We start from the raw sequence: 16,264 nt of genomic DNA on the forward strand, positions 1-16,264 counted from the left end.
TCTCCGTCCCGGCTAGACCGATTACGGCGACTTGCCCGACACGGGCGGAATCGCCTGGGACAGTCGCGGCGTGGAAAGTGTGCGACGTGTGGCGCGGTTGCGGCGGGGCGGGGTGTTGTGGCCCGCTTCCCGGGCGGCAGGGGTCGATGTGGGGCGGCTGGCGCTGCCCAGCCTGGTGGTGTTCGCGCCGCTGGCGTGGTTCGCCGCGCTGGCCGCCCTGCCCATGGTGGGGTCGCTGGCGCTGGTCAACGGTGAGCTGGTGTTCGCCGAGGATCCCGGGCCGTGGCAGACCGGCTGGACGGCGGTCGTCGGGGTTGCGGCGGTGGCGGCGTACGCGGTGGTGTCGGGCGCCACGACGCTCCTGGCCGCCGCCCGCCAGACGGGACGGCACGCCGAGCCGGCGGCGGCGCTCGGGATGGCGGTGCGCCGCCGGCGCGGGCTGCTCGCGGTCACCGTGATCGCGCTGCTCGGCGCGGCGGCGGTGGCAGGGGCCGGGGCAGGCGTGCAGGCGGCCGCCGGCTGGAGCCTGCTCACCTGGCTCACGGTGGCCGGGCTCGCGCCGGCCGTCACGCCGGTCGTGCTGGCCGTGCCGGTGCTGATCCTGGAACGGCACAAGCCGTTCCAAGCGATCGGCCGGGCGTACGCGCTGGCCGTCGAGGGCACCTGGCCGGATTTGATCGCGCTGCTGACCGGGGCGGTGCTCGTGCCGGGCCTGGCCGTCTGGGGCGCGATATGGGCCCTGGGAGCCGTCCCCGCTCCGCTGGCGATCACGCTGGCCGCCGCGCTCGCCGCGACCGTGGTGCCGTTCCAGGCGAGCGTCGTGACCCGCGCCTACCTGCAACGCCTGGCCCGGCGGCACGCCGGGCCGCAGGACTCCGCCGTCTTCCCGGAGACCGCCGTCCTCCAGGAGATCTCCTTCCGTGCGGACGTCGCGCCGCGCGCGGGGTCGTGGCCGTACAGGCTGCTCGCGGCCGTCCTGCTGCCGGCCGTCCTGTACACGATGACCGCGACCGCCAACCTGCTCGACCGGCCCCGGCTCCACCAGCGGCCCGTCACCGCCCTGACCGACAGCGGCGCAGAACCGCTCGTGGCGCACCTGACCGGCGACGGCCGCCTGCTGCTGCTCCTGGACAAGGCGGCCACCCCGCCGGCGCTGGTGGCCTGCACGGACACCGCCTGCACCGACACCGTCACGGTGTACGCCGGCCCCGAAGGCTCCGACCGCTGGGGAAGCCTGACCACGGCCCCCATGCCCGACGGCCGGCTGCTCGTGGCGGCCTGGGCCGGCAGCGGCATCGGCGGTCCCACCCAGGTCGAGGTGCTGCTGTGCGACGCGAGGAGCTGCACCGCGCCGGAACGCAGCACCGGGCGGTTGCCGTCGGTGCCGCACGAGCTCGCGCTCGCGGCGGCCGCCCGTCCCGGCGGCGGGCTGGTGCTGGCGCACGCCGGCGAGCCGGACGCGGCCCGGCCGGGGGAGCAGACGGTGGCGTTCAGCTTCTGCGCCGACCCGGCCTGCACCACGCCGGTCACCCGGCAGGCGGCGGTGCTGAAGCTGCCGTCGTACCTGCACAAGGAGGAGGGGTTCGCGCTCGGCGTCGCTCCCGACGGCCGGCCGGTCGCCGCCCAGCTCGACGCCACGACGGGCGCGGTGCACGTCGTCTCCTGCCAGGACGCGGCCTGCGCGCGGGCCACGGTGCGCACGCCCGTGCCCGGCTCGGCGGCCATGGAACGGGACGTCCTCCGGAGCCTGGCCGGGTCCGCTCTCACGCTGGCGATGCGCGAGGACGGGCGGCCGGTGATCGCGTACCAGGCGGGCGGGGACGGCGCGCTCACGCTGCTCGACTGCCGCACGCCCGACTGCGCGGACGGCGGCACCGTGCGGCTGGCCGAGGCCACCAGCGGCCCGCCCGTGCTGGTGCTGGACCAGGCGGGCCGGGCCCTGCTCGCCTACCGGGACGTGGAGCGCGACCGGCTCGCGCTGGCCTCATGCGCCGGCGTGCGCTGCGCCACGGTCGCCGTGACCAGGCTGACGGGCACGGGCGGCCACGTGGCGATGACGCTGGACGGCGAGGGACGGCCGGTGCTCGCCTGGCAGGCCCACCAGGGCCGCGAGGGCAGCCGCGTCATGGTGGCGACCCTGCTCGGCCGCTGAGCACCGGCCGCGGGACGGCGCGGGCGAGACGGTGCCGGTCAGAGACGCAGCAGCGGCGGCCAGGTCTGCGGCCCCACCTCACCGTCGGCGTCGAGGCCCTCGGACCGCTGGAACTCGCGGACGAGCTCCACGAGCTGATCGTCATAGACGGTGGAGTTCAGCCAGCCCTCCAGCCCGTCGGCGACCTCGGCGTACGCGGCCCGGGGGACGCGCCCGCGCGCGAACAGGCACCCCCTGACGGTCTTGACGTCGAAGTTGTCGTCGCCGCGCCGGATCAGCGGCAGTTGCTTCACGATGTCCTCCGTCCAGGACGGCCCCGCCCCGCCGCCTCCCGGGGCGGGCTGACCGTCGACGAGGGCGGCGACGGCCGCCCTGAAGTCGTCCATGTCGATCGAATGAGGATCGGGCTTGGAGGTGTTGACCTCACGGTGCGCCTTGACGCGCGAGGCGGGCAGCCCGAACTCGCGGCACAGCTCCGCGCACAGCTTCCGGTACGCGTCCAGCTGCTCGGCCGGCCACGGCTGCGAGCCGTCGTTCTCGGCCTCGATGCCCAGCGAGCGGGAGTTGGTGTGGAAGTCCGACGTGGACGGCGCGTTGTGCCAGCACCGGCCGGCCGCGATCACGTAGATGTGACCGGAGCGGCCGAGCCCGAAGTGCGACAGCGGCCCGTCGAGCCCGGGACGGCCGTCGCGTACGACGGCGAGCGAGGGATAGTCGCCGCCGCCTGCGGGCCCCGCGGTGTGGTGGCAGACGATGCCTTGCACCTCCGGCTGCGGGCCGTGACCGCGCTCACGCCATCCGGACACCTCGGTCACCGGGTAGCCGGTGCGCCGGGCGACGTCGGCGAGCCGGGTCAGGAAAGGCATCGAGGACCTCCGTCGTGCGTCTCGATGATGCTCACACCCTTCGGTGGATGGGGGAGAAGACCGCGTCATCGCGGTGCGCGGACGCCGCGGGGGACGGGCGTCCGCGGGCCTCGCCGTCGTGGCGGGCGCCTACAGATCATTAGCATGCCGTACCCGAGCGCGACCGGAAGATTCGCGGAAATCACAGCGAGCGAGGTCAGGGGCGTACGGCGCCGACGAGGCGGCTACGCCAGTACGCGTCGAGCGTGACGACCTTGACGACGTCGCCGGTCTGCGGGGCGTGGATCATCTTCCCGTCGCCGACGTACATGCCCATGTGCCCGAGCCCTCTGCTGAACAGCAGGTCGCCGGGCTGCGCCGCCGACAGCGGGACGCGCCGGGCGGCGCCCCAGGCCCACTGCGTGTACGTGGTGCGCGGCAGCTTCACCCCCGCCGCCCGCCAGGCCGCCTGCACCAGACCCGAGCAGTCCCACGAGCCCAGCCCGGTGCCGCCGTACCGGTAGGGCTTGCCGATCTGCGCGAACGCGAACTCCAGCGCCCGCCGCGCGTTGCCCGACGCGGGACCGGTGTACGGGCGGCCCGTGCTGCGGGGATCGCCCGTCTTGAACGCCCCGAGCCGCCGCAGCAGCGCGGTCTGCTGGTCGACGAGCTTGTCCACCTCGGCCTGCTCGCGGCGTACCGCCTCGCGCGCCTTCTCGGCCTCGGCCAGCACGTCCTTGGCCCGGTCGCGCTTGTCCCGCAGCCGCGCGGTGGCCGCCTCGAACGCCCGCAGCCGGGCGGCGCGGTCGCGGGCGAGCGCCTCCAGAGCGGCCATGCCGCCGAGCACGGACTCGGGATCGCCCCTGCCGACGAAGCGCTGCCAGCCGAGCGGCGAGCCGAGCCGGTAGTCGCGCGCGGCCAGCTCGGCGAGCTGTGCGCGCAGCTCCTCGGCCCGCGCGTCGTCCCGCGCCGCCTCGGCGTCGAGCGCCCGGTAGCGCTCGCGGGCCTTCCGGTAGGCCTCGGTCGCCCGGTTGTAGCGCTCGACGAGCTGGTCCGCCTTCTCGTTGAGCTTGACCAGCCGCGCCCTGACCTGGGCCGGCGACGGGTCGGCCATGGCGGGTGCGGGTGACGCCAGGGCTCCCGCGCACAGCGCCGCCGACACCATCGCCGCCCGTACCTTCACGTCCGCGCCTCCTCGGTCATCACGACGAGGTACGCAGCGGCCGTGCCGGCCGGTTCACCGATCGGCGCGGGGCCAGATGCGGGCGGTTCCGGTGCGTGAGCCGCGCCGCCCGCCCGGGTTCCGCCCGGGCGGGCGGCGCGTCCGGGGCCTTACCCGGCGGCGGCGAGCTCGGCTTCGAAGCGGCGGCGCAGCGCGGCCTTCTCGGGCTCGGGCAGCCAGCAGGCCTCCACCCCGGCCAGCGCCATCGCCCGCAGCCGCTCGTCCGGCACGCCGAGGTCTTCGGACAGGATGCGGTACTCCTCGGCCAGCGACGTCGGGAACATGCCCGGGTCGTCGGATGCGGGGATGACGTTCAGCCCGGCCTCGATCATCGCCGCGATCGAGGCCCGCCGCCACGGCCGCCACGACCGCCGCGACGTGGTCGAGATGACCGTGAACGGCACCTGCTCGTCCCTGACCCTGGCCACCACCTCGTCGTCCTCCAGGACGAAGTAGCCGTGGTCGATCCGGTCGCAGCCGAGCACGTCCAGGCAGGTGACCGTGTTGACGGCGACGGGCGCGTGCTCGGAGGAGTGCGCGGTACGGCGCAGCCCCGCCTCGCCGGCCAGCCGGAACGCCGCCGCGAACCGCTCGGGCGGCCCCGCCGTCTCCAGGTTGTCCAGGCCGATCCCGGCGACGTACTCGTGCGGGTGCTCCACCACCGTGCGCACCCACTCCAGCGCCTCCTCGCCGCTCCTGCTCCGGTCCACCGCCGCGATCAGCCGGCCGGTCATGCCGAAGTCGCGCTCGGCCATCCTGATGCCCTCGGCGTACGCCTCGACGACGGTCGCGTAGCCGAGCTTGCGCTGGTGCTCGGTGAGCGCGTCGAACGACAGCTCCAGGTGCAGGGTGTTGCTGGTGCGGTGGGCGGCTTCGAACGCCTCGTAGGTGATCCTGGTGAGATCGTCGGCGTCGCGCAGCGTCTGCAGCACCCACGACGACACCTGAAACAGCGAGTACGACACCTCGGGCTCGTCGGCGCTCCTGCCCTGCGGCACCGGGATGCGGGTGTCCAGGTAGAGCTTCGGGTCCGGCGGCAGCGAGTTGACCTGGGCGTAGATGCGCTCCGGCGGGTCCGGCAGATCGAGCTTCTCCCTGCGCGCCAGCTCGGCGAAGGTGGAGGCGCGCACGGTGCCGATCAGGTGGCAGTGCAGATCGACCTTGGGCAGCGCTGCGAGGTTCACTTGCCGGCCACCTCGCGGGTGAAGCGCTTGACCCACTCGTCGCGGGTGTCCACGAGCTGGGCCGGATCGAGCGTCTTGTAGCCGGCGGCGACCGGGTCCTTGGCCGCCTCGCCGGTCACCTTGGCGATCTCGGGCGGGATGTCGGCCTTCGGGTTCACCGGCAGGTCACCGACGATCTTCGCTGTGGCGCTCTGCGCCTCCGCCGACAGCAGGTAGTCGATGAACTTCTTCGCGCCCTCCTGGTTGCGCGCGCCCTTGGGGATCATGGCCCGGTTGGTGGCCATGTAGCGGCCCTTGGCGGGGGCGGTCCAGGCGATCGGCTCGCCCGAGGTGACGAGCTGGGTGGCGAACCCGCTGAGCGCGTCGGCGGCGACGATCTCGCCCTGTGACAGCAGGTTGGTGACCTCGGTGGTGGAGCTGTAGAACTGCAGCACGTTCGGCGCCCAGCCGGACAGCGTGCGCAGCGAGGTGTCGATGTCGTACGGGCCCTTGCCGTACGCCTCGCCCACCCCGGAGATCATGAGCTGCCCCGCGGTCACCGAGATGTCGGGCAGCGCCACCTTCTTGGCGTACGCCGCGTCGCCGAACAGCTTCCAGTCGGCCGCCTGATCCTTCGACAGCTTCTCGGTGTTGTAGATGATCCCGTTGAGCTGGTGGGTGTAGGCGGGCCCCTCGTAGGCGCCCTCGGTCGCGAACGGTGCCAGCTCCTTCATGGCGGGCACGTCCACCTTCTCGAACAGGCCGTCCTTCTGCCCGAGCGCGGCGAAGTAGTCGGAGATCAGCACCACGTCCGCCTCCGGCCTGCCCTTGGTGAGCTTGAGCTTCGACAGCCGGTCGGCGTTGGAGCCGGTGTCCAGCTCCACCTTGATCCCGGTCTTCTTCGTGAACGGGTCGACGACCGCCTGCTCGAACTCCTTCACCCCGAAGGGGAAGGTGCTGACCACGATGGTGTTCTGCTCGGCCTGCTCGCCGCCGGAGCTCGATCCTGAGCATCCGGCCGCGGCGAGCAGCGACAGGGCAACGGCCAGTACGGCACGGCGCGTGGGCATGGGTGTTCCTTCTTTCAGCGGGGAAGTGGGACCAGCCGGTCGTCCGGCGTGATCACCGAGACGCTCGATCCGGGAGCCGGGGCGTCGCCGCCGCGTACGTCGGCGAGCAGCCTGACGGTCGCGCCCGACGGGTCCACCACGTCGAGCGAGACCAGCAGATCGACGCCGCGGAAGGCGACGTCGGCCACCGTGGCGTCCAGGCCCTGGCCCTTCTCGGCGATGCGCAGGTGCTCGGGCCTGATGGTCATCAGGGTGCCGTCGGCGGCGGTGAGGAAGTTCTCGTAGCCGAGGAACTCGGCGACGAAGCGGTCGGCGGGCCGGGGGAAGATCTCCTGGGGCGAGCCCTGCTGGACGATTCTGCCCTCGTTCATGATGACCATGTGGTCGGACATCTCCAGCGCCTCGTCCTGGTCGTGGGTGACGAGGATGACGGTCAGCCCGGTCTCGGCCTGGATGCGCCTGATCTCGGCCCGCATCTGCACCCGCAGGCGGGCGTCGAGGTTCGACAGCGGCTCGTCGAGCAGCAGCAGCTTCGGCCTGATCGCGATCGCGCGGGCGAGGGCCACCCGCTGCTGCTGGCCGCCGGAGAGCTTCTTCGGCTTGCGGTCCGCCAGGTGCGCCAGCCCGACCAGCTCCAGGACCTCCATGACGCGGGCCCGCCGCTCGGCGGCCGGCACCTTGCGCAGCTTGAGCCCGTACCCGACGTTGTCGGCCACCGTCATGTGCGGGAACAGCGCGTACGACTGGAAGACCATGCCGAGGTTCCGCTTCTCCGGCGGGGTGCGGGTGCTGTCCACGCCGCCGATGCGGATCGTCCCGGAGGTCGGCTCGGCGTAGCCGGCGATCATCCGCAGGGTGGTGGTCTTGCCGCAGCCGCTGGGGCCGAGCAGCGTCGTGAGCCTCCCGGCCGGCACGGCCAGGTCGATCGCGTCCACGGCGGTGAAGGCGCCGAACGTCTTGGTGACGGCGATCAGCTCGGCGGCGGCGGTCATGGGTCGATCCCTCCGAAGATCTTGGCGAACCCGACGGTGCGCTCGGCGACCATCGCGATGACGACGGTGGCGGCCAGGATGAGGGTGGAGGCGGCGGCCACCATCGGGTCGTAGGACTGCTGGACGTAGTCGAGCATCGTCACCGGCAGCGTGCGGAAGTCGCGCCCCTGCAGCAGCAGCGACAGCGGCACGTTGTTGAAGGACGTGACCAGGCTGAGCAGCCCGGCCGAGAAGATCCCCGGGCGCAGCATGGGCAGCGTGACGCCGAAGAACGCGCGCAGCGGCGAGGCCCCGAGCCCTCGGGCGGCCTCCTCCAGCGCGGGGTCGGCCAGCGCCAGCGACGCGCCGGTGACGCGCACCGCGTACGGCAGCATCAGCGCGGTGTGCCCGGCGAGCAGGGTGCTGAAGTTGTCCAGGCCCAGCCCGACCATGAGCTGCTGGTAGAGCGCGAGCCCGACGACCAGCTCGGGCACGATGAGCGGCGACAGGAACAACCCCTCGACGAGCCCCTTGCCGGGCAGCCTGCCCCGGTGGATGGCGAGCGTGACGGGCACGCCGACCAGCAGCGCGAGCAGCGTGGCGAGCACGGCGAGCTGGAGGCTGGACAGCGCGGCCTCCATGAACGGCTCGTAGCCCAGCGCCGCGCCGAACCAGCGCAGCGAGAACCCGTCCGGCGGGAAGCGCAGCACGCTGCCCGAGGTGAACGCGGTGGACACCACGAAGATGATCGGCACGATCATGATGACGTAGCCGACGACCGCCAGCGCCGCCGTGATGGGCCGCTTCACGAGGTGGCCCCCTTGCGTCCCATCAGCGACGACAGCCCCGAGACCAGGAAGACCAGCACCGTCATGATGAGCGCCGTCGCCGAGGCCGACGCCCAGTCGACGGTGGTGCTCGCGTACGTGAACAGCTGCGTGGACAGCATCCGCTGGCTGGACCCGCCGAGCAGGTACGGCGTGGTGTAGGCGGTGACGGACCCGGCGAAGACCAGCGTGGCGGCCACCACGATGCCCGGCATGGTCAGCGGGATGACGATGTTCCACAGCGTGCGGATGCGGCCCGCGCCCAGCCCGCGCGAGGCGTCGTCGAGACCGGGATCGACCTGGGCGACGGCCGAGTAGCACGAGATGATCGCCAGCGGCAGGAACAGCTGGGTGAGCCCGAGGACGATCGCCACCTTGGTGTAGAGCAGCTGCGGCGCCGTCTCCACCAGGCCCAGCGAGACGAGGAGCTGCCCGAGCGCGCCCTTGGAGCCGAGGATCACCAGCCAGCCGAACGTCCGCACCACGTTGCTCAGCATCAGCGGGAAGATCGCCACCGCCAGCAGCACGCCGCTCCAGCGGGAGCGCGAGCGCGCCAGCCAGTACGCGATGGGGAACCCGAGGAAGACGCAGATGACCGTGACCACCAGGGCCAGCCCTACCGTGCGCCCGATGACCTCGAGGTCGTAGGGGTCCTTGAGCATCTCGCCCAGGCGCGCGAAGATCTCACTGGTCGAGACGTCCGGCGGCGCGAAGAGCATCGCGACCGAGGGGACGAGGAAACCCGCGAGGAGAAGGACGAGCCCTGGCACCAGTAGAAGGGCCGATGTGCGAGAGATGTCGGCGTCCTTTCTCGGTGGCGTACGCTGTCACTGGAACCGGTTACGGAACCGGTTGCATGAGCCTGACCATAGAGGACGAGCCGCCTCGCGCACAAACCACTGCGTTAAATCCGTGTTAACTGGTCAAGGAGGATCATTGCCGACACTGGCGGACGTCGCCGTACTGGCGGGGGTATCGAAGGCGACGGCCTCCCGCGCTCTGGGCCGGCCCGACCTGGCCGCCCCGGAGACCGTCGCCCGCGTGCGCGCGGCGGCCGAACAGCTGGGATTCGTGCCCAACCGGGCGGCCACCCAGCTCGCGCGAGGCAGGACCGGCGTGGTCGCCATCGTGGTGCCCACGCTCGACAACACCTTCTTCACCCCGATCATCGGCGGCGCCCAGGCGCGCGCCGCGGAGTCGGGCATGCAGCTCACCGTCGCGGTGCACTCGCTGGAGCACACCTCCCAGCTCGCCGCCGTCGAGCAGCTCGCCCACCAGGTGGACGGCTTCCTGCTCACCGCGCCACGGGGGTCCGACGAGATCATCCGCGCGGCGGCGGCGTACAAGCCCACCGTGCTCATCGACCGCGAGATCGACGGCATGCCCTCGACGGTCGCCGACACCGCCACCGCGTTCGGCGCGCTCGTCGGCTGGTTCGCCGACAAGGGGCACGAGCGCATCGTCTACGTCGGCGGACCCGCGGGATCCTGGCAGGACCGCCAGCGTCAGGCCGCCATCCGCGCCGCCGCCGAGGAGGGCGGGGTGACGCTGACCATGCTCGGTCCCTACCCCTCGACGTTCGCCTCGGGGGTGGCGGCGGCCGACGACGTGGTGGCCGCCCGCGCCACCGCCGTCGTCCCCTACGCCACCTCCATCGGGCTCGGCCTGATGTTCGCCCTCATGCGGCGCGGCGTCGACGACGTCGTGGTCAGCTCCGAGCGCATGGTCGTCGACAGCCTCGGCCTGCACGACGTGCCCTCGATCGACGTGGACGGCGAGAAACTGGGGCAGGTCGCCATGGATCAGCTCATGACGCTCCTCGGTGAGCGCAAGGAGGCCCCCGAGCCCACCCGCCAGCGCCTCGACGTCCCGCTCAGCTGATGCGGATGCCGCAGACGTTGCCGGCCTGCGCTTGATCGCCGGGGCCGCTGCGGGCGGCGCTGCCCGCAGCGGCTACCGCTGACCTGACCTCATCCCGGCGAGGTCCAGCAGGGCCGTGTGGGTCTCCTGGCCGGCCGCCGCGATCAGGTCGCCCGCGCCGCCGTCCGTGACGGCCGGGGTCATGCGCGGGCGGCAGGGACGGGGCGAGGGGCGGTGATGATGCCCGTCACCAGGCGCTCCAGGCGCTCACGGTCGCCGGGGTCGATGTCGCCGATGAGCCGCTCGACGTGCTCGGTGACCTTGCGGTGGGCCGCGTACGCGATCTCTCTGCCCTGCTCGGTCAGCTCGATGCGGGCCGCGCGGCGGTCGCGCTGGTCGCGCACCCTGGCCACCATGCCGCGCTTTTCGGCCCGGTCGACCAGCCCCGTCATGCTGCATCTCTCCAACCCCATGACTGACTACGGGCACGAGCTGCTGTTCGGCGCCAACCTCATCCCGTCGAGCGAGCACCCGGACACCGTGGTGGCGCCCGCCATGCTCGCGCAGAGCGCGGCCAGCCTCGACCTGCTCAGCGGCGGGCGCTTCGAGCTGGCGCTCGGCGCGGGCGGGTTCTGGGACGCGATCGCGAGCATGGGCGGGCCGCGCCGCACCCCCGGCCAGGCGGTCGCCGCCCTGGAGGAGGCCATCGCGATCACCCGGGCCGCGTGGGACCCGCCCGGCGAGGTGATCTTCCACGGTGAGCATCACTCGATCGACGGCATGGCGCGCGGGCCGCGTCCCGCCCACGACGTCGCCATCTGGGTGGGCGGCTACCGGCCGCGCATGCTGGAGCTCATCGGCCGCGCCGCCGACGGCTGGCTGCCCTCGCTGCCCCGCCTGGAGGAGCTCGAGGCCCTGGAACGCGGCAACGCCGTCATCGACGAGGCCGCAGAACGCGCCGGTCGCCAGCCGCCGGCATCAGGCGGCTGCTCAACCTGGCCGAAGAACCGCCCGCCGAGCAGCTGGCCGAGCTGGCGCTGACCTACGGCACCAGCGTCTTCACGCTCCTCACCATGGATCCGGCGCGGATCAGGCGGTTCGGGGAGGAGACGGCGCCCGCCGTACGCGAGCTCGTGGCCAAGGAGCGCGTGGTCACTCCGCGATGAACGGGCGCAGCAGCGCGAGCAGGGCGCGCGGCCTGTGCAGCGGGATGATGTGGCCGCAGTCCTCGATGACGTGCCCGGTCAGGTCGCCGGCGTACGGGCGCAGCTGCCGCTCCAGGGCGGCGCCGACGGGTTTGGCGCCGATCGCCAGCGTCGGCACCGTCAGCCGGGCGGTCACCGCCTGCTCGATCTGCGCCGCGCTCTGCGGCAGCGCCCGGTAGTAGGAGAAGGTGCAGGCCAGGGCCTCGCGACCGGTGTACGCGCGGACGAAGGCGTCCCTGATGGCGGGCGTGACCCCGTCGCCGAGGGTGCCGGCGTCCAGGAACCAGTCGACGTACGCGGCCTCGTTGCCCTCCAGCACGGTCTCGGCCAGGCCGGGCACCGTGTGGAAGCCGAACCACCACGGCGGCCCGCCGGCCAGGAAGTCCTCGGCGCCGGGCAGCCGGCCGAGCAGCGACTCCATGACGACCAGGCGCCGCACGAGGTCGGGACGGCGGGCGGCGAGCAGGAAGGCGGGCGGGGTGCCCGCGTCGATGCCGGCCACCGCGGCCGAGGACACGCCGAGCGCGGTGAGCAGCGCGGCGGCGTCATCGGCCAGGGTGGCGGCATCGTACCCGGTGGCGGGCCTGCTGCTCGCGCCGAACCCGCGCAGGTCCGGCGCGATCACCTGGTGGCGGGCCGACAGGTCGGCCATGACGTCCGTCCACACCTGCCACGTGTGCGGGAAGCCGTGCAGCAGCAGGACGGCGGGGCCGGAGCCGGCGATGGCGACGTTCAGCTCGACGCCGTTGACGCGGACGCGGCGCAGCTCGGGCATGGGAGCACTCCAGGCGTGGTGAGAAAGGGTGACCAGGTCACAGTAGGGAACTAGGCTGGTTTCCCCAAGACGGCACTTCTCTCTCAGGTGGTGAGCTCCAGGTGACCAGGTCCGAGAGCGCGGGCGGCCGGCGGGGAGACCTGTTCGACCCGCTCTGCCCGACCCGGCAGCTGCTCGACCGCGTCGGCGCCAAGTGGACCTCGATGGCGGTCAAAGTGCTGGCCGAGGCGGCGCCGGACGAGCTGCGGTTCGCGGAGCTGCGGCGCCGCATTCCCGGCATCTCGCAGAAGATGCTCTCGGTCACCCTGCAGAGCCTGGTGCGCGACGGGCTGGCCGAGCGCCGCGTCGAGCCGACCGTGCCGCCCGCCGTCCACTACCGGCTCACCGATCTCGGCCTGTCGCTCGAAGGCCCGCTCGCCGCGCTCCGCCAGTGGGCCGAGACCCACATGGCGCAGATCGAGCACAACAACCGGCTCGCCGACGAGATCGGCCCCACCTGAGCGTGCGGTAGGTTGCCCGCCATGGTTGAGATCGACTCCGTCGCCTGGCCGCCCGATCCCGTCAGGACCGAGCGCCTCCTGCTCAGGGCACCGGAGGCCCGCGATCGCGCGGCGTTCGTCGAGCTGCTGTCCTCGCCGGAGGTGCACGCCTACCTGGGCGGCCCCGGCGACCGCGATCGGCTCGAACGCGAGCTGCCGGAGGTGCCGGGGCGGCCGGGCACCTTCGCCGTCGATCTCGGCGGGCAGATGATCGGGCTGGTGGAGTTCAAACGCGCCGGCGAGCACGGCCGCCCGGCCGCCGTCGGCAAGGCCGAGCTCGGCTACCTGTTCCTGCCCCGGGCCTGGGGCCACGGGTACGCCACCGAGGCGTGCGCGGCGGCGCTCGGCTGGCTCGGCCGCGTCCTGCCCAGCGAGCCGGTGGTGCTCACCACCCAGACCGCCAACGCCGCGTCCATGCGCCTCGCGGCCAGGCTCGGGTTCGCCGAGGTGGAACGGTTCCACGCCTGGGGCGCCGAGCAGTGGCTCGGACAGCGTCCCCCGGCCAGGCCCGCCGTCTGAGCCCTGACTCTCCAGCAGCTCAGGCGAGGTGGGGGAGGGGTCGCCGGTGAAGCGGCGCAGCTCCGGGCTGAGCGCGGCGACGGCGGCGTCACCAGGAGCAGCCCGCCGAGCGCGACGAGCGTCGCCGCGCCGCCCAGCGCCGCGGCGAGCGCACCGCCGAGCACGGGCCCGAGCGGCTTGAGCGCGAACCCGCTCACGCTCAGCACCGCGCCCACCCGGCCGAGCGTCGCCTCCGGCACCATGCGGGCGATCACCACGCTCACCACCACGTTCAGCGAGGGCGTGGAGAGCGTGATGAACACCAGCGGCGGCATCGGCCACCACATCCCGAAGGGCAGCGCCGTGGCCGCCAGCGCGGTGCCGAAGACCGTCACCACGGCCAGCGTGATCTTGCCGGGCGGCGGCAGCCTGCCGATGCGCCCCGACAGCGGCGCGCCGCACCGTCTCCTTCCGCGCGGCTGTCGTCCGATGCGCCTTCAGCGGCGGGGCGGCGCGGCACCTTCGCCAGGGCGTAGAAGAGCGTGGCGGCCACGTACGTGATCGCGTCCACCACGAACGGCACCGCCCGCCCCAGGCCGTACAGCAGCCCGCCGGGCGGCGGCCCGACGAGCCCGGCCGCGTGGGTGCGGGACTCCTCCTGCGCGTACGCGCTGTGCAGCTGCCCGGGCGGGACGATGCCGCGGATCGCCGTGGTCGTGAGGGGCGAGATGAACGCCACGCACAACCCGTCCAGCACCGCCAGCACGATGAACTGCCAGACCCGCACCTGGCCGGTGACCACCAGCGCCGCCAGCACCGCGGAGACCACGGCCTGCAGGCCCTGGGCGGTGATGAGCGTACGGCGGCGATCCCACCGATCGACCCAGACCCCGGCCGGGATCTGCAGCGCGAGGTTGGCGGCGGTGCGGGCCCCGCGACGACGCCCGCCAGCCCCGGCGAGCCGGTGAGCGCCGGCACCAGCAGCGGCGTCGCGAGCCTGGTGAGCTCCGAGCCCAGCTCGGAGACCGCGCTGCCGGCCCACAGCAGCTGGAAGCGGACGTTCTTGCGCAGCGGGACGATGGCGGTCATGGGGCGGCTTCCTCGCGGGCGGGGGGCGGCCTGGCCGGGACGGGCGCCGGCCGGGTCGGGGCGGGACCGGGAGAAGATACCTCATCCTGCCTGCCCGGTAGGGGCGCGTTCGTCCAGCAGGCCCGCCTCGCGCAGATCGGACCACAAAGCCGCGGGTACGGGGGCCGAGAACGCGGCGACGTTGCGCCGCACCTCCTCGGCCGAGCGCATGCCGGCCACGACCCCCGCGACGGCCGGGTGCAGCAGCGGGAAGGCCATCGCCGCCTGGGGGAGCGTCACACCGTGGGCCGCGCAGACGTCCGCGATGTGGTGCACCCGCTCCAGCACGTACGGGGTGGCGGGCGCGTAGTCGTAGCGGGCTCCTTCCCGGGGCCGTTCCGTGGCCAGCAGGCCGGAGTTGAAGACGGACGCGGCCAGCACCGACACGCCGCGCTCGGCGCAGGCGGGCATGAGGTCGTCGAGCGCGCTGTGGTTGAGCAGCGTGTAGCGGCCGGACAGCATGACCACGTCGGCGTCGGTCTCGCGGACCAGGCGGGTGAGCTTGGCGGAGTCGTACATGCCCGCGCCGATCGCGCCGACGACGCCCTGCGCGCGCAGCTCGGCCAGCGCCGGGTAGGCGTCGCGCAGCGCGGCCTCGAAGTGCTGCTCGGCGTCGTGGAGGAACAGCACGTCGATCCGGTCGACGCCCATGCGGGCCAGCGAGTCCTCGACGCTGCGCAGGACGCCGTCGCGGGAGAAGTCCCAGACGCGCCGGTGCGTGGCCGGCACGGCGAACTCCTCGTCCATCCGGCCTTGCGGATCCTGCGGCACCAGCAGCCGCCCGACCTTCGTCGAGAGCGTGAACTCCGCCCGCGGCTTGTCTCGCAGCAGCTCGCCGATGCGGCGCTCGGAGTGCCCGATGCCGTAGTGGGGTGAGGTGTCGTAGTAGCGGATGCCCGCCTCCCAGGCCGCTTGCAGCGCCCCGGCGGCGGTGGCGTCGTCCAGCGGTTCGAACAGGCCGCCCAGCGGGCCGCCGCCGAAGCCCAGCTCGGTGACGCCGACCATACTGCGGCCGAGCCGATTCATGCGCATAGGCTGTGTCTCCCTCGTCATGCGGTCGCGAGATGGTCGGACAGGACGTGCGTGATGACGCGGCGCTGCTCGGCGGCCTTGACCCGGTCGGAGTCAGTGTCGGAGTCGATGGCCGAGGCCAGCAGCAGCAGGGCCTTCCACAGCGCCCACCCGCGCGCCCGCGCCCACATGCCGGGGTCGCCGCCCACGGCCGCCCGGAAGGCCTCCCTGGACGCGCCCTCGAACATCGTCCAGGCGATCACCAGGTCGCAGGCCGGGTCGCCGACCCCGGAGGTGCCGAAGTCGATCACGGCCGTCAGCCTGCCGCCGGCGACCAGCAGGTTCCCGGCGGCGACGTCGCCGTGGAACCACACGGGCCGCCCGGTCCAGGTCGCCGCCAGCGCCGCCCGCCACACCTCGGCGGCCAGATCCGTATCGACGCGGCCCTCCAGCGCGGCCAGGCAGCGGCGGGTCTCCTCGTCGTAGTGGCGCAGCGAGGCGCCCCGGTAGAAGCTGTGCTCGCCCGCCGCAGGACCGCCCGTGGAGTCGCAGCGCTGCAGCGCCAGCAGGAACTCGGCCAGCTGCACGGCGAACGCCGACATGTCGCCGATGCGCGACGGGTGCGCGGTCTCGCCCTCCAGCCAGCCGCGCACCGACCACGGATGCGCGTAGCCCTCGCCGGGCTCGCCGGTGGCCAGGATCGGCGGCACGGCCACCGGCAGGTGCGGCGCCAGGCGCGGCAGCCAGACGCTCTCCTTCCGCACGGCGGGCGCGTAACCGGCGGCGGTCGGCAGGCGTACCGTCATGTCCTCGCCCAGCCGGTACGTACGGTTGTCATGGCCGTCCACGGGCACCGGGACGACCGGCAGGCCCGCCCACTGAGGGAACTGGGCGGCGATCAGCCGGCCTACCAGGTCGGCGGTGATGCCCGCGCGCCCGTCTCGAGGCGCGGAGACGGCGGATGCGTTCTGCATGAAACTCCGTTTTTATCAGCGCAG

General features: G+C 73.3%; 17 protein-coding genes. 5 read left to right on the forward strand and 12 right to left on the reverse strand.

The annotated features are described in order from the left end of the window. Window positions 1-70: 70 nt before the first annotated feature. Window positions 71-2,152 (forward strand): hypothetical protein, encoded by a 2,082-nt coding sequence (locus tag ACFMQL_RS33665; RefSeq protein WP_378788802.1) that lies wholly within the window; start codon window positions 71-73, stop codon window positions 2,150-2,152. A gap of 38 nt (window positions 2,153-2,190) precedes the next feature. Here the strand turns inward: ACFMQL_RS33665 and ACFMQL_RS33670 are convergent, their stop codons facing one another. The 7 genes from ACFMQL_RS33670 to ACFMQL_RS33700 all read right to left on the reverse strand — a co-directional run bounded on the left by ACFMQL_RS33670 (window position 2,191) and on the right by ACFMQL_RS33700 (window position 9,020). Continuing rightward, window positions 2,191-3,018 (reverse strand): N-acetylmuramoyl-L-alanine amidase, encoded by an 828-nt coding sequence (locus ACFMQL_RS33670; protein ID WP_364051617.1) that lies wholly within the window; start codon window positions 3,016-3,018, stop codon window positions 2,191-2,193. Window positions 3,019-3,214: 196 nt separating this feature from the next. Further along, entirely contained in the window at window positions 3,215-4,180 is a 966-nt protein-coding gene (locus tag ACFMQL_RS33675; protein ID WP_378788804.1) for an NlpC/P60 family protein, read from the reverse strand. Window positions 4,181-4,329: 149 nt separating this feature from the next. Next, window positions 4,330-5,403, reverse strand: coding sequence for an adenosine deaminase (locus tag ACFMQL_RS33680; protein ID WP_378788806.1), 1,074 nt, complete (start codon window positions 5,401-5,403; stop codon window positions 4,330-4,332). Further along, on the reverse strand, window positions 5,400-6,452 hold the full coding sequence (locus ACFMQL_RS33685) for an ABC transporter substrate-binding protein (RefSeq protein WP_364051608.1): 1,053 nt from the start codon (window positions 6,450-6,452) through the stop codon (window positions 5,400-5,402). The genes ACFMQL_RS33680 and ACFMQL_RS33685 overlap by 4 nt, the downstream gene beginning before the upstream one ends. A gap of 14 nt (window positions 6,453-6,466) precedes the next feature. After that, window positions 6,467-7,444, reverse strand: a complete 978-nt coding sequence (locus ACFMQL_RS33690; protein WP_364051605.1) for an ABC transporter ATP-binding protein — start codon at window positions 7,442-7,444, stop codon at window positions 6,467-6,469. Beyond that, window positions 7,441-8,232: an ABC transporter permease gene (locus ACFMQL_RS33695; protein ID WP_378788809.1), complete on the reverse strand. Its 792-nt coding sequence runs from the start codon at window positions 8,230-8,232 to the stop codon at window positions 7,441-7,443. Before ACFMQL_RS33695 ends, ACFMQL_RS33690 begins: the two co-directional genes overlap by 4 nt. After that, on the reverse strand, window positions 8,229-9,020 hold the full coding sequence (locus ACFMQL_RS33700) for an ABC transporter permease (protein WP_364051599.1): 792 nt from the start codon (window positions 9,018-9,020) through the stop codon (window positions 8,229-8,231). The genes ACFMQL_RS33695 and ACFMQL_RS33700 overlap by 4 nt, the downstream gene beginning before the upstream one ends. Before the next feature lie 166 nt (window positions 9,021-9,186). On the opposite strand from ACFMQL_RS33700, the gene ACFMQL_RS33705 reads away from it, so the two are divergent. Beyond that, the gene (locus ACFMQL_RS33705; protein WP_364051596.1) at window positions 9,187-10,131 is read left to right on the forward strand and encodes a LacI family DNA-binding transcriptional regulator; all 945 of its coding nucleotides are present in this window, start codon (window positions 9,187-9,189) and stop codon (window positions 10,129-10,131) included. Between the two features lie 179 nt (window positions 10,132-10,310). Here the strand turns inward: ACFMQL_RS33705 and ACFMQL_RS33710 are convergent, their stop codons facing one another. Continuing rightward, the gene (locus ACFMQL_RS33710) at window positions 10,311-10,562 is read right to left on the reverse strand and encodes a hypothetical protein (RefSeq protein ID WP_378788811.1); all 252 of its coding nucleotides are present in this window, start codon (window positions 10,560-10,562) and stop codon (window positions 10,311-10,313) included. Here ACFMQL_RS33710 and ACFMQL_RS33715 point away from each other — a divergent pair. Beyond that, window positions 10,561-11,151: an LLM class flavin-dependent oxidoreductase gene (locus ACFMQL_RS33715; protein WP_378788813.1), complete on the forward strand. Its 591-nt coding sequence runs from the start codon at window positions 10,561-10,563 to the stop codon at window positions 11,149-11,151. The genes ACFMQL_RS33710 and ACFMQL_RS33715 overlap by 2 nt on opposite strands. 111 nt (window positions 11,152-11,262) lie before the next feature. Here ACFMQL_RS33715 and ACFMQL_RS33720 read toward each other — a convergent pair whose 3' ends face one another. After that, window positions 11,263-12,090, reverse strand: a complete 828-nt coding sequence (locus tag ACFMQL_RS33720) for an alpha/beta fold hydrolase (protein WP_378788815.1) — start codon at window positions 12,088-12,090, stop codon at window positions 11,263-11,265. A 101-nt stretch (window positions 12,091-12,191) separates the two neighbouring features. Here ACFMQL_RS33720 and ACFMQL_RS33725 point away from each other — a divergent pair, with 101 nt between their 5' ends. Then, window positions 12,192-12,590 carry a helix-turn-helix domain-containing protein gene (locus ACFMQL_RS33725; RefSeq protein ID WP_364051584.1) on the forward strand — a complete coding sequence of 133 codons (399 nt, stop codon included), beginning with the start codon at window positions 12,192-12,194 and terminating at the stop codon, window positions 12,588-12,590. A gap of 21 nt (window positions 12,591-12,611) precedes the next feature. Further along, window positions 12,612-13,148 carry a GNAT family N-acetyltransferase gene (locus ACFMQL_RS33730; protein ID WP_378788817.1) on the forward strand — a complete coding sequence of 179 codons (537 nt, stop codon included), beginning with the start codon at window positions 12,612-12,614 and terminating at the stop codon, window positions 13,146-13,148. A gap of 370 nt (window positions 13,149-13,518) precedes the next feature. Here the strand turns inward: ACFMQL_RS33730 and ACFMQL_RS33735 are convergent, their stop codons facing one another. From ACFMQL_RS33735 to ACFMQL_RS33745, 3 genes are all read right to left on the reverse strand, one after another. Continuing rightward, entirely contained in the window at window positions 13,519-14,169 is a 651-nt protein-coding gene (locus tag ACFMQL_RS33735; protein ID WP_378788819.1) for an MFS transporter, read from the reverse strand. A 128-nt stretch (window positions 14,170-14,297) separates the two neighbouring features. Further along, window positions 14,298-15,281, reverse strand: a complete 984-nt coding sequence (locus tag ACFMQL_RS33740) for an aldo/keto reductase (protein WP_378788821.1) — start codon at window positions 15,279-15,281, stop codon at window positions 14,298-14,300. A gap of 23 nt (window positions 15,282-15,304) precedes the next feature. Continuing rightward, window positions 15,305-16,240 (reverse strand): aminoglycoside phosphotransferase family protein, encoded by a 936-nt coding sequence (locus ACFMQL_RS33745; protein WP_364051575.1) that lies wholly within the window; start codon window positions 16,238-16,240, stop codon window positions 15,305-15,307. Window positions 16,241-16,264: the final 24 nt, after the last annotated feature.

It is taken from the genome of Nonomuraea fastidiosa (assembly GCF_042751225.1).
Classification (GTDB): domain Bacteria; phylum Actinomycetota; class Actinomycetes; order Streptosporangiales; family Streptosporangiaceae; genus Nonomuraea; species Nonomuraea fastidiosa.